Below are 12883 nucleotides of genomic sequence, written 5' to 3'. Positions count from 1 at the left end.
AGCGAGGCAGCTCACGCCATAACGGACTATATCGTTGGATATTACAGCGCACTAAGACCGCACGAATATAACGGTGGGTTACCCCCAAACGAATCGGAACCGTTCGCCAGAAAACGGGCGTAATCGGGTAAGACATAGCGCGGTTTGTACGGCGCATGACCTTCAAACATATCGCAGATTACACCCTCATCCAGCGCGCGGCGGGCTTCGGCAGGAAGCTGCGGATAAGGCAGATTGTTTTCTGCTTCCAGAGCCAGAAAATGGCGCTTCTGCTCCGGGCTAAGCACTGGGCTGGTGACAATTTGCTGGCAACGTTGTTGCAGTGCATTTTCATGAGAAGTGGGCATCTTCTTTTCCTTTTATGCCGAAGGTGATGCGCCATTGTAAGAAGTTTCGTGATGTTCACTTTGATCCTGATGCGTTTGCCACCACTGACGCATTCATTTGAAAGTGAATTATTTGAACCAGATCGCATTACAGTGATGCAAACTTGTAAGTAGATTTCCTTAATTGTGATGTATATCGAAGTGTGTTGCGGAGTAGATGTTAGAATACTAACAAACTCGCAAGGTGAATTTTATTGGCGACAAGCCAGGAGAATGAAATGACTGATCTGAAAGCAAGCAGCCTGCGTGCACTGAAATTGATGGACCTGACCACCCTGAATGACGACGACACCGACGAGAAAGTAATTGCTCTGTGTCATCAGACCAAAACTCCGGTCGGCAATACCGCCGCTATCTGTATCTATCCTCGCTTTATCCCGATTGCTCGCAAAACGCTGAAAGAGCAGGGCACCCCGGAAATCCGAATCGCTACGGTAACCAACTTCCCACACGGTAACGATGACATCGAAATCGCGCTGGCAGAAACCCGTGCGGCAATCGCCTACGGTGCTGATGAAGTTGACGTTGTGTTCCCGTACCGCGCGCTGATGGCGGGTAACGAGCAGGTTGGTTTTGACCTGGTGAAAGCCTGTAAAGAGGCTTGCGCGGCAGCGAATGTACTGCTGAAAGTGATCATCGAAACCGGCGAACTGAAAGACGAAGCGCTGATCCGTAAAGCGTCTGAAATCTCCATCAAAGCGGGTGCTGACTTCATCAAAACCTCTACCGGTAAAGTGGCAGTGAACGCGACGCCGGAAAGCGCGCGCATCATGATGGAAGTGATCCGTGATATGGGCGTAGAAAAAACCGTTGGTTTTAAACCGGCGGGCGGCGTGCGTACTGCGGAAGATGCGCAGAAATATCTCGCCATCGCAGATGAACTGTTCGGTGCTGACTGGGCAGATGCGCGTCACTACCGCTTTGGTGCTTCCAGCCTGCTGGCAAGCCTGTTGAAAGCGCTGGGCCACGGTGACGGTAAGAGCGCCAGCAGCTACTAAGCAAGATGCTTTACGCCTGATGCGCTGCGCTTATCAGGCCTACGAGACGTATCTACCCGTAGGCCGGATAAGGCGTAGACGCATCCGGCAAAAGCCGCCTCATACTCTTTTCCTCGGGAGGTTACCTTGTTTCTCGCACAAGAAATTATTCGTAAAAAACGTGATGGTCATGCGCTGAACGATGAAGAAATTCGTTTCTTTATCAACGGCATTCGCGACAACACTATCTCCGAAGGGCAGATTGCCGCCCTCGCGATGACCATTTTCTTCCACGATATGACAATGCCTGAGCGTGTCTCGCTGACCATGGCGATGCGAGATTCAGGAACCGTTCTCGACTGGAAAAGCCTGCATCTGAATGGCCCGATTGTTGATAAACATTCCACCGGCGGCGTCGGCGATGTCACTTCGCTGATGTTGGGGCCGATGGTCGCAGCCTGCGGCGGCTATATTCCGATGATCTCCGGTCGCGGCCTCGGTCATACTGGCGGTACGCTCGACAAACTGGAATCCATCCCTGGCTTCGACATTTTCCCGGATGACAACCGTTTCCGCGAAATTATTAAAGACGTCGGCGTGGCGATTATCGGTCAGACCAGCTCACTGGCTCCGGCGGATAAACGTTTCTACGCGACCCGTGATATTACCGCAACCGTGGACTCCATCCCGCTGATCACTGCCTCGATCCTGGCGAAGAAACTGGCGGAAGGTCTGGATGCGCTGGTGATGGACGTGAAAGTGGGTAGCGGCGCGTTTATGCCGACCTACGAACTCTCTGAAGCCCTTGCCGAAGCGATTGTTGGCGTGGCTAACGGCGCTGGCGTGCGCACCACCGCGCTGCTCACCGACATGAATCAGGTACTGGCCTCCAGTGCAGGTAACGCGGTTGAAGTTCGTGAAGCGGTGCAGTTCCTGACGGGTGAATATCGTAACCCGCGTCTGTTTGATGTCACGATGGCGCTGTGCGTGGAGATGCTGATCTCCGGCAAACTGGCGAAAGATGACGCTGAAGCGCGCGCGAAATTGCAGGCGGTGCTGGACAACGGTAAAGCGGCAGAAGTCTTTGGTCGTATGGTAGCGGCACAAAAAGGCCCGACCGACTTCGTTGAGAACTACGCGAAGTATCTGCCGACAGCGATGCTGACGAAAGCAGTCTATGCTGATACCGAAGGTTTTGTCAGTGAAATGGATACCCGCGCGCTGGGGATGGCAGTGGTTGCAATGGGCGGCGGTCGTCGTCAGGCATCTGACACCATCGATTACAGCGTCGGCTTTACTGATATGGCGCGTCTGGGCGACCAAGTAGACGGTCAGCGTCCGCTGGCGGTTATCCACGCGAAAGACGAAAACAGCTGGCAGGAAGCGGCGAAAGCGGTGAAAGCGGCAATTAAACTTGCCGATAAAGCACCGGAAAGCACACCAACTGTCTATCGCCGTATCAGCGAATAACGGTATACTGATCTGATCATTTAAATTTGAAGCACTGAGTACGGAGAACATATGAAACGTGCATTTATTATGGTGCTGGACTCATTCGGCATCGGCGCTACAGAAGATGCTGAACGCTTTGGTGACGTCGGGGCTGACACCCTGGGTCATATCGCAGAAGCTTGTGCCAAAGGCGAAGCTGATAACGGTCGTAAAGGCCCGCTCAATCTGCCAAATCTGACCCGTCTGGGGCTGGCGAAAGCACACGAAGGTTCTACCGGTTTCATTCCGGCGGGAATGGACGGCAACGCTGAAGTTATCGGCGCGTACGCATGGGCGCACGAAATGTCATCCGGTAAAGATACCCCGTCTGGTCACTGGGAAATCGCCGGTGTCCCGGTTCTGTTTGAGTGGGGATACTTCTCCGATCACGAAAACAGCTTCCCGCAAGAGCTGCTGGATAAACTGGTCGAACGCGCTAATCTGCCGGGTTACCTCGGTAACTGCCACTCTTCCGGTACGGTCATTCTGGATCAGCTGGGCGAAGAGCACATGAAAACCGGCAAGCCGATTTTCTATACCTCCGCTGACTCCGTGTTCCAGATTGCCTGCCACGAAGAAACCTTTGGCCTGGATAAACTCTACGAACTGTGCGAAATCGCCCGTGAAGAGCTGACCAACGGCGGCTACAACATCGGTCGTGTTATCGCTCGTCCGTTTATCGGTGACAAAGCCGGTAACTTCCAGCGTACCGGTAACCGTCACGACCTGGCTGTTGAGCCGCCAGCACCGACCGTGCTGCAGAAACTGGTTGATGAAAAACACGGTCAGGTGGTTTCTGTCGGTAAAATTGCAGACATCTACGCCAACTGCGGTATCACCAAGAAAGTGAAAGCAACTGGCCTGGACGCGCTGTTTGACGCCACCATCAAAGAGATGAAAGAAGCGGGTGATAACACCATCGTCTTCACCAACTTCGTTGACTTCGACTCTTCCTGGGGCCACCGTCGCGACGTCGCCGGTTATGCTGCGGGTCTGGAGCTGTTCGACCGCCGTCTGCCGGAGCTGATGTCTTTGCTGCGCGATGACGACATCCTGATCCTCACTGCTGACCACGGTTGTGATCCGACCTGGACCGGTACTGACCACACGCGTGAACACATTCCGGTACTGGTTTACGGCCCGAAAGTAAAACCGGGTTCACTGGGTCACCGTGAAACCTTCGCGGATATCGGCCAGACTCTGGCAAAATATTTTGGTACTTCTGATATGGAATATGGCAAAGCCATGTTCTGATAATGGGTGCGGCTTGATGCCCTCACCCCGGCCCTCTCCCACAGGGAGAGGGTGAAAACATGTTGATAAGGATAAAACAATGGCTACCCCACACATTAATGCAGAAATGGGCGATTTCGCTGACGTAGTTTTGATGCCAGGCGACCCGCTGCGTGCGAAGTATATTGCTGAAACTTTCCTTGAAGATGCCCGTGAAGTGAACAACGTTCGCGGTATGCTGGGCTTCACCGGTACTTACAAAGGCCGCAAAATTTCCGTAATGGGTCACGGTATGGGTATCCCGTCCTGCTCCATCTACACCAAAGAACTGATCACCGATTTCGGCGTGAAGAAAATTATCCGCGTGGGTTCCTGTGGCGCAGTTCTGCCGCACGTAAAACTGCGCGACGTCGTTATCGGTATGGGTGCCTGCACCGATTCCAAAGTTAACCGCATCCGTTTTAAAGATCATGACTTTGCCGCTATCGCTGACTTTGACATGGTGCGTAACGCGGTAGACGCGGCTAAAGCACTGGGCATTGATGCTCGCGTTGGTAACCTGTTCTCCGCTGACCTGTTCTACTCTCCGGACGGCGAAATGTTCGACGTGATGGAAAAATACGGCATCCTCGGCGTGGAAATGGAAGCGGCTGGTATCTACGGCGTCGCTGCAGAATTTGGCGCGAAAGCCCTGACCATCTGTACCGTGTCTGACCACATCCGCACTCACGAGCAGACCACTGCCGCTGAGCGTCAGACCACCTTCAACGACATGATCAAAATCGCACTGGAATCCGTTCTGCTGGGCGATAAAGAGTAATTGTGTTTCGCTGAAAGGCGATTGTCGTGTGAAGCCGGAGTGGGAGACTGCTCCGGCTTTTTAGTATCTATTCATCAATAGCAACTGATTTATAGATTTACTATTATTTTTCATATGGATAGAAAATAAAATCTATTCAAGTATCTATTCACGAATCTATTCATTTATGTTCAGCCGTCATCCAGGAAGGGCATATCAGCAACTCTGGTGGACAACCATAAATTTCTGCCATTTTGCTTTTGATTTTTGAGCTAAACCGTTCCGTCTTTTCGATCTATTTTAGAGAATTAATCGAGATACCTAACATTTTACTTACTTCAGCAAGCGATAATTTATGCCTGATACGCACGGCGGCTAGCCAGGAAATACGCTGGCTTAACATTAAATTGATAATCTCCCGCTCCTGGTTTTCCAGATCGATCATATTCCCTTCCTTTGGTATTTTAATCAGCGAGTTACCTTACCGCCCCCGCTATCCACGTCGACAACTCCCGTAGCTCTTTTTCCTGGTCCGGGAAGTCAACCAACAGCGCTTCGCACTCTTGTTGCAGCATATCCGCGCGGTACAGGCAGCCTTGCAGTCGCCCGGCGAGGGCTTCCAGCGGCGCGGGGTTGAGGCTGTCGGTAAACACCTGGGCGCGGGTGATATGGCCTTTTTCAACGTCGAAATGCAGTTCCACGCCGCCCCAGCTAAAGCGTTCATCCAGCAGATGCGAGAATGCCGGAGCCTGACCGAAGTTCCATTCCCAGCTACTCTGACGGGCAAAGATTTCGGCGAAGTTTGGCAAGTCTGGCGTTTTGTCCGGGGAGATGATTTCCGCTTCTACACGCTCGCCATAATGGGCGAAAAAGGCCTTGGTTATGGCCTCGCAAACCTGCTCATGGGTGATCCCCGGCAGCAGCTCGGTGAGGTTGGTCACGCGGGAACGCACTGAGGTAATGCCTTTCGCCGCCAGTTTCTTTTTATCCGGATTGAGATAGTTTGCCAGGCGGCTAAGGTCGGCATTGAGCAGCAAGGTGCCGTGGTGGAAGCCACGATCTTTGGTTTCGCGATAGGCCGATCCTGAGACTTTGCGGTCGCCTTCGGCGGTTTTCACCACCAGATCGTTACGCCCGGACGCTTCGGCGCTGACGCCAAGCGCGTTCAGCGCATTGAGCACAATCGACGTGGAGATGGTTTTATCGTACTCCGGCTTGCCAGCCATAAAGGTAAAGCAGGTATTGCCGAGATCGTGGAACACCGCGCCGCCACCGCTACTGCGCCGTGCCAGGCGGACGTTATCTTCTTCCATCCGCCGGGTATTACACTCTTTCCACGGGTTCTGCGCGCGACCAATCACTACCGTGTCGGCATTGCGCCAGAGAAACAGAACGCGCTGCGTGGCGGGCATCTGGCGAAAAATACACTCCTCCACCGCCAGGTTAAACCACGGGTCGTAAGAGTCAGAGATGAGCAGGCGTAATGTGGACATAACGATTTCCTTTCTTGTAGTAATGGGTCACTCTTTTTTCTCGCTTTCTTCCTCTTCCGGCACCGGTTTGCTGGCGGTTAACAGGAAGGGCGATTGCTGCCAGAGGGTACGTTTACCCTGTAGCAGCGTGCGGGTCAGCACTACGCCGATTGCCAGTGAAAGCAGCAACATCAGGCGTAAAATGTTAGTGGTGTTATCCACCTGTTGGGCTTCGGTGGCGAGCGTATGGGTGTCGAGCGTCAGGCGCAGATAGCCGAGCGGTCCGTTTTTCCCGGCAATTGGTTCGACAATCTGCTGGTTAAAATAGCCGCCCGCTTTTTTACCGTCGAGCGCCAGCCGGTCGCGCACTTCGACGCTTTCGCCAGAACGTGCGATAAGATCGCCTTGTTCGTCATACACACCCGCGTCGAGGATACGGCTTTCATCCGTTAACTGATCGAGGATCGCCTGAATGCGTTTTTCATCCGGTGAGTCGGTACGCATCAGCGGTGCAACGTTCAGCGTTACCTGACGCGCCAGGGGGCGGGTCAGTTCTTCCAGCTGTGGATTACGTTGTCGCTGGTGGTTTTGACTAAACCATGACGTTCCCTGCATCAGCGCCACTAACAAGGCAAGACAGAACAGGACAATCACTGCCCGATGCAGCCGGAATTTCAGTTTTGTGCGAGCCATCTTCCACCCTTTGAAAATTTGAGACTTAATGTTGCCAGAAGCAATGGATACAAGGTAGCCTCATGCGTTATTTTCCCTGCTTCGAACGATTTTACAGGAGCCTTAATGCCTAACATTACCTGGTGCGACCTGCCTGAAGATGTCTCTTTATGGCCTGGTCTGCCTCTTTCATTAAGTGGTGATGAAGTGATGCCACTGGATTACCACGCAGGTCGTAGCGGCTGGTTGCTGTATGGTCGTGGGCTGGATAAACAGCGTCTGACCCAATACCAGAGCAAACTGGGTGCGGCGATGGTGATTGTTGCCGCCTGGTGCGTGGAAGATTATCAGGTGATTCGTCTGGCAGGTTCACTCACCGCACGGGCTACGCGCCTGGCCCATGAAGCGCAACTGGATGTCGCCCCGCTGGGGAAAATCCCGCACCTGCGCACGCCGGGTTTGCTGGTGATGGACATGGATTCCACCGCCATCCAGATTGAATGTATTGATGAAATTGCCAAACTGGCCGGAACGGGCGAGATGGTGGCGGAAGTAACCGAACGGGCGATGCGCGGCGAACTCGATTTTACCGCCAGCCTGCGCAGCCGTGTGGCGACGCTGAAAGGCGCTGACGCCAATATTCTGCAACAGGTGCGTGAAAATCTGCCGCTGATGCCAGGCTTAACGCAACTGGTGCTCAAGCTGGAAACGCTGGGCTGGAAAGTGGCGATTGCCTCCGGCGGCTTTACTTTCTTTGCTGAATATCTGCGCGACAAGCTGCGCCTGACCGCCGTGGTAGCCAATGAACTGGAGATCATGGACGGTAAATTTACCGGCAATGTGATCGGCGACATCGTAGACGCGCAGTACAAAGCGAAAACTTTGACTCGCCTCGCGCAGGAGTATGAAATCCCGCTGGCGCAGACCGTGGCGATTGGCGATGGAGCTAATGACCTGCCGATGATCAAAGCAGCAGGGCTGGGGATTGCCTACCATGCCAAGCCAAAAGTGAATGAAAAGGCGGAAGTCACCATCCGTCACGCTGACCTGATGGGGGTATTCTGCATCCTCTCTGGCAGCCTGAATCAGAAGTAATTGCTCGCCCGCCATCCTGCGGGCGGCACAGCATTAACGAGGTACACCGTGGCAAAAGCTCCAAAACGCGCCTTTGTTTGTAATGAATGCGGGGCCGATTATCCGCGCTGGCAGGGGCAGTGCAGTGCCTGTCATGCCTGGAACACCATCACCGAGGTGCGTCTTGCTGCGTCGCCAACGGTGGCGCGTAACGAGCGTCTCAGCGGCTATGCCGGTAGCGCCGGGGTGGCAAAAGTCCAGAAACTCTCCGATATCAGCCTTGAAGAGCTGCCGCGTTTTTCCACCGGATTTAAAGAGTTCGACCGCGTACTAGGCGGCGGCGTGGTGCCGGGAAGCGCCATTCTGATTGGCGGTAACCCAGGTGCGGGGAAATCCACGCTGCTACTGCAAACGCTGTGCAAACTGGCCCAGCAGATGAAAACGCTGTATGTCACTGGCGAAGAGTCGCTGCAACAGGTGGCAATGCGCGCTCATCGCCTTGGCCTGCCGACTGACAATCTCAATATGTTGTCGGAAACCAGCATCGAACAGATCTGCCTGATTGCCGAAGAAGAGCAACCGAAACTGATGGTAATTGACTCGATCCAGGTGATGCATATGGCGGATGTACAATCATCGCCTGGTAGCGTGGCGCAGGTGCGTGAAACGGCGGCTTATCTGACGCGCTTCGCCAAAACGCGCGGTGTGGCGATTGTCATGGTTGGTCACGTAACCAAAGATGGCTCGCTGGCTGGCCCTAAAGTGCTGGAACACTGTATCGACTGTTCGGTGCTTCTGGATGGTGATGCCGACTCCCGTTTTCGCACCTTGCGCAGCCATAAAAACCGCTTCGGCGCGGTGAATGAGCTGGGCGTCTTCGCGATGACCGAACAGGGGCTGCGTGAAGTCAGCAACCCTTCGGCAATTTTCTTAAGTCGCGGAGATGAAGTGACCTCCGGCAGCTCCGTGATGGTGGTGTGGGAAGGAACGCGTCCGTTGCTGGTGGAGATTCAGGCGCTGGTCGATCACTCGATGATGGCGAATCCGCGCCGCGTGGCAGTGGGGCTGGAACAAAACCGTCTGGCAATCCTGCTGGCTGTCTTGCACCGTCACGGTGGTCTGCAAATGGCCGATCAGGATGTATTTGTGAACGTGGTCGGCGGCGTGAAGGTAACCGAAACCAGTGCCGATTTAGCGTTACTGCTGGCGATGGTTTCCAGCCTGCGTGACAGACCGCTGCCACAGGATCTGGTGGTGTTTGGTGAAGTCGGGCTGGCAGGGGAGATCCGCCCGGTGCCCAGCGGTCAGGAACGAATTTCAGAAGCGGCGAAACACGGTTTTCGCCGGGCGATTGTTCCGGCGGCTAACGTACCGAAAAAAGCGCCGGAAGGGATGCAGATTTTTGGCGTTAAAAAACTCTCCGACGCGCTTAGCGTGTTCGACGACTTATAATGAGAGATACGGAGGGAGATATGTCGTCATTTGATTACCTGAAAACTGCCATCAAGCAACAGGGCTGCACGCTACAGCAGGTAGCTGATGCCAGCGGTATGACCAAAGGGTATTTAAGCCAGTTACTGAATGCCAAAATTAAAAGCCCCAGCGCGCAAAAGCTGGAGGCGTTGCACCGTTTTTTGGGGCTTGAATTTCCCCGACAGAAGAAAACCATTGGTGTCGTATTCGGTAAGTTCTACCCGCTGCATACCGGACATATCTACCTTATCCAGCGCGCCTGTAGCCAGGTTGACGAGCTGCATATCATTATGGGTTTTGACGATACCCGCGACCGCGCGTTGTTTGAAGACAGCGCCATGTCGCAGCAGCCCACGGTGCCGGATCGTCTGCGCTGGTTATTACAAACTTTTAAATATCAGAAAAATATTCGCATTCATGCTTTCAACGAAGAGGGCATGGAGCCGTATCCGCACGGCTGGGATGTGTGGAGCAACGGCATCAAAAAGTTTATGGCTGAAAAGGGGATTCAGCCGGACCTGATCTACACCTCGGAAGAAGCCGATGCGCCACAGTATATGGAACATCTGGGGATCGATACGGTGCTGGTCGATCCGAAACGTACCTTTATGAGTATCAGCGGTGCGCAGATCCGCGAAAACCCGTTCCGCTACTGGGAATATATTCCTACGGAAGTGAAGCCGTTCTTTGTACGTACCGTGGCGATCCTTGGTGGCGAGTCGAGCGGTAAATCCACCCTGGTAAACAAACTTGCCAATATCTTCAATACCACCAGTGCGTGGGAATATGGTCGCGATTATGTCTTTTCACACCTCGGCGGTGATGAGATCGCATTGCAGTATTCCGATTACGATAAAATCGCGCTGGGCCACGCACAATACATTGATTTTGCAGTGAAATATGCCAATAAAGTGGCGTTTATTGACACTGATTTTGTCACTACCCAGGCGTTCTGCAAAAAGTACGAAGGGCGTGAGCATCCGTTCGTACAGGCGTTGATTGATGAATACCGTTTCGATCTGGTGATCCTGCTGGAGAACAACACGCCGTGGGTGGCGGATGGTTTACGCAGCCTCGGCAGTTCGGTGGATCGCAAAGAGTTCCAGAACTTGCTGGTGGAGATGCTGGAAGAGAACAATATCGAATTCGTGCGGGTTGAAGAGGACGATTATGACAGCCGTTTCCTGCGCTGCGTGGAGCTGGTGCGGGAGATGATGGGGGAGCAGAGATAACCGCGATGAAACGGCTCAAAGGCGAGGTATAAAATAAGTTTTTTGATGAGTTGAAAACCTCTCTGGAAGAGGCTGTCGAGATTAAACAAGGTTTAAAAGAATCAGCACGGGTGACCCGCTACGAAATTGCGGATACTAAGGCTATTGTAGGCCGGAAAAGGCGTTCACGCCGTATCCGGCATTCGGTGCTCAATGCCTGATGCGACGCTTACCGCGTCTTATCAGGCCTGGAGATTCACAACGTATTGAAATTTCTTGGTTTGTAGGCCGGATAAGGCGTTCACGCCGCATCCGGCATTTTACGCATTACTTCGCAATACGCTTGTACTTGATACGCTTCGGCTCCAGTGCGTCTGCGCCCAGCGTGCGTTTCTTGTACTCTTCGTACTCAGTAAAGTTACCTTCGAAGAACTCAACTTTACCTTCATCCTGGTAGTCCAGGATGTGTGTGGCGATACGGTCGAGGAACCAACGGTCGTGCGAGATAACCATCGCACAGCCCGGGAACTCCAGCAGGGCGTTTTCCAGCGCGCGCAGGGTTTCGATATCCAGGTCGTTGGTTGGTTCGTCGAGCAGCAGCATGTTGCCGCCAACCTGCAGCAGCTTCGCCAGATGCAGACGACCGCGCTCACCACCGGAAAGTTCACCAACGCGTTTACCCTGATCAACCCCTTTAAAGTTAAAGCGGCCAACGTAGGCGCGGCTTGGCATCTCGGTGTTGCCGATCTTCATAATATCCAGCCCGCCGGAAACTTCTTCCCAAACGGTTTTGCTGTTATCCATTGAGTCACGGAACTGATCAACCGATGCCAGTTTCACCGTTTCACCTAAAGTGATGGTGCCGCTGTCCGGCTGTTCCTGACCAGAGATCATACGGAACAGGGTCGATTTACCCGCGCCGTTCGGACCGATGATCCCGACGATTGCCCCTTTCGGGATCGAGAAGCTCAGGTCATCAATCAGCAGGCGATCACCGTAGGATTTACGCAGGTTGCTGACTTCCAGCACTTTATCGCCCAGACGCGGTCCAGGTGGAATAAACAGTTCGTTGGTTTCGTTACGTTTCTGATATTCGGTGCTGTTCAGCTCTTCAAAGCGTGCCAGACGTGCTTTACCTTTCGACTGGCGGCCTTTAGTTCCCTGACGTACCCACTCCAGCTCTTTCTCGATCGACTTACGACGCGCCGCTTCTTGTGAAGCTTCCTGCGCCAGGCGCTGATCTTTCTGCTCCAGCCAGGAGGAGTAGTTGCCTTCCCACGGAATACCTTCACCGCGGTCAAGTTCGAGGATCCAGCCTGCAACGTTATCGAGGAAGTAACGGTCGTGGGTAATCGCCACCACGGTGCCCTCGAAGTCGTGCAGGAAGCGTTCCAGCCAGGCCACGGATTCGGCATCCAGGTGGTTGGTCGGTTCGTCGAGCAGCAGCATGTCTGGTTTTTCCAGCAGCAGGCGGCACAACGCTACGCGACGACGCTCACCACCGGAGAGGTTAGCGATTTTCGCGTCCCAGTCCGGCAGACGTAGCGCATCCGCCGCACGCTCCAGCTGTACGTTCAGGTTATGACCGTCGTGAGCCTGAATGATCTCTTCCAGACGGCCTTGTTCAGCGGCCAGCTTGTCAAAATCGGCATCCGGATCGGCGTACAGCGCATACACTTCATCCAGGCGTTTCAGGGCGTTAACCACTTCAGAAACCGCTTCTTCAATGGACTCACGCACGGTGTGTTCCGGGTTCAGCTGCGGTTCCTGCGGCAGGTAACCAATCTTGATGTCTGGCTGCGGACGCGCTTCACCTTCGATGTCTTTATCAATGCCCGCCATAATGCGCAGCAGGGTAGACTTACCCGCGCCGTTCAGACCCAGGACACCAATTTTTGCCCCAGGGAAGAAACTCAGAGAGATGTTTTTCAAAATATGACGTTTCGGCGGAACAACTTTGCCGACACGATGCATGGTATAAACGAATTGAGCCACGTTGGACTTCGCCTCTATGTTTATCGTGATGATGAGTTTTCAAAGGCGAAGTGTAGCCTTTTTCCCCGCCTAATCCCAGTTGGTCGATCACCTTCGCAGT

At 53.6% G+C, this 12883-nt stretch carries 10 protein-coding genes and 3 pseudogenes; 8 read left to right on the top strand and 5 right to left on the bottom strand.

All coding sequences use genetic code 11. The features are described from left to right. Positions 1-92: 92 nt before the first annotated feature. A pseudogene (locus BGK49_RS09545) lies at positions 93-347 on the bottom strand (glycyl radical enzyme domain-containing protein); the annotation flags it as partial. 257 nt (positions 348-604) lie between these two features. On the opposite strand from BGK49_RS09545, the gene deoC reads away from it, so the two are divergent. From deoC to deoD, 4 genes are all read left to right on the top strand, one after another. Then, positions 605-1384, top strand: a complete 780-nt coding sequence (gene deoC / locus BGK49_RS09535) for a deoxyribose-phosphate aldolase (protein WP_001365356.1) — start codon at positions 605-607, stop codon at positions 1382-1384. Between the two features lie 126 nt (positions 1385-1510). Next, complete coding sequence (gene deoA / locus BGK49_RS09530; RefSeq protein WP_000477790.1) at positions 1511-2833, top strand: thymidine phosphorylase; 1323 nt, start codon at positions 1511-1513, stop codon at positions 2831-2833. Between the two features lie 51 nt (positions 2834-2884). Next, positions 2885-4108 (top strand): phosphopentomutase, encoded by a 1224-nt coding sequence (gene deoB / locus BGK49_RS09525; RefSeq protein WP_000816471.1) that lies wholly within the window; start codon positions 2885-2887, stop codon positions 4106-4108. 79 nt (positions 4109-4187) lie between these two features. Continuing rightward, on the top strand, positions 4188-4907 hold the full coding sequence (deoD, locus tag BGK49_RS09520; RefSeq protein ID WP_000224877.1) for a purine-nucleoside phosphorylase: 720 nt from the start codon (positions 4188-4190) through the stop codon (positions 4905-4907). Between the two features lie 160 nt (positions 4908-5067). Here the strand turns inward: deoD and BGK49_RS30965 are convergent. The 3 genes and pseudogenes from BGK49_RS30965 to BGK49_RS09505 all read right to left on the bottom strand — a co-directional run bounded on the left by BGK49_RS30965 (position 5068) and on the right by BGK49_RS09505 (position 7051). After that, positions 5068-5331, bottom strand: a pseudogene (locus BGK49_RS30965) (helix-turn-helix domain-containing protein). 31 nt (positions 5332-5362) lie between these two features. Beyond that, positions 5363-6379, bottom strand: a complete 1017-nt coding sequence (gene lplA, locus BGK49_RS09510; RefSeq protein ID WP_000105858.1) for a lipoate--protein ligase LplA — start codon at positions 6377-6379, stop codon at positions 5363-5365. 27 nt (positions 6380-6406) lie between these two features. Then, complete coding sequence (locus BGK49_RS09505) at positions 6407-7051, bottom strand: YtjB family periplasmic protein (RefSeq protein WP_000124627.1); 645 nt, start codon at positions 7049-7051, stop codon at positions 6407-6409. A gap of 105 nt (positions 7052-7156) precedes the next feature. On the opposite strand from BGK49_RS09505, the gene serB reads away from it, so the two are divergent. From serB to nadS, 4 genes and pseudogenes are all read left to right on the top strand, one after another. Then, complete coding sequence (gene serB / locus BGK49_RS09500; RefSeq protein ID WP_001132955.1) at positions 7157-8125, top strand: phosphoserine phosphatase; 969 nt, start codon at positions 7157-7159, stop codon at positions 8123-8125. A 48-nt stretch (positions 8126-8173) separates the two neighbouring features. Then, positions 8174-9556: a DNA repair protein RadA gene (gene radA, locus BGK49_RS09495; protein ID WP_001029698.1), complete on the top strand. Its 1383-nt coding sequence runs from the start codon at positions 8174-8176 to the stop codon at positions 9554-9556. Positions 9557-9576: 20 nt separating this feature from the next. Continuing rightward, positions 9577-10809, top strand: coding sequence for a multifunctional transcriptional regulator/nicotinamide-nucleotide adenylyltransferase/ribosylnicotinamide kinase NadR (gene nadR, locus BGK49_RS09490; protein WP_000093810.1), 1233 nt, complete (start codon positions 9577-9579; stop codon positions 10807-10809). A gap of 38 nt (positions 10810-10847) precedes the next feature. Next, a pseudogene (gene nadS / locus BGK49_RS31430) lies at positions 10848-10955 on the top strand (NadS family protein); the annotation flags it as partial. Between the two features lie 160 nt (positions 10956-11115). Here nadS and ettA read toward each other — a convergent pair. Further along, positions 11116-12783, bottom strand: coding sequence for an energy-dependent translational throttle protein EttA (ettA, locus tag BGK49_RS09480; RefSeq protein WP_000046749.1), 1668 nt, complete (start codon positions 12781-12783; stop codon positions 11116-11118). Between the last annotated feature and the right edge of the window lie 100 nt (positions 12784-12883).

The sequence above is a fragment of the Shigella sp. FC1544 genome (assembly GCF_001722145.1).
Lineage (GTDB): Bacteria > Pseudomonadota > Gammaproteobacteria > Enterobacterales > Enterobacteriaceae > Escherichia > Escherichia coli.
This window is presented reverse-complemented; position numbering and strand designations above follow the sequence as displayed.

Bases quoted from the DNA above. Each gene is read 5' to 3' on its own strand.
- serB (WP_001132955.1), top strand. From the start codon at position 7,157: ATGCCTAACATTACCTGGTGCGACCTGCCTGAAGATGTCTCTTTATGG.
- deoB (WP_000816471.1), top strand. From the start codon at position 2,885: ATGAAACGTGCATTTATTATGGTGCTGGACTCATTCGGCATCGGCGCT.
- deoD (WP_000224877.1), top strand. From the start codon at position 4,188: ATGGCTACCCCACACATTAATGCAGAAATGGGCGATTTCGCTGACGTA.
- nadR (WP_000093810.1), top strand. From the start codon at position 9,577: ATGTCGTCATTTGATTACCTGAAAACTGCCATCAAGCAACAGGGCTGC.
- lplA (WP_000105858.1), bottom strand. From the start codon at position 6,379: ATGTCCACATTACGCCTGCTCATCTCTGACTCTTACGACCCGTGGTTT.
- BGK49_RS09505 (WP_000124627.1), bottom strand. From the start codon at position 7,051: ATGGCTCGCACAAAACTGAAATTCCGGCTGCATCGGGCAGTGATTGTC.
- deoC (WP_001365356.1), top strand. From the start codon at position 605: ATGACTGATCTGAAAGCAAGCAGCCTGCGTGCACTGAAATTGATGGAC.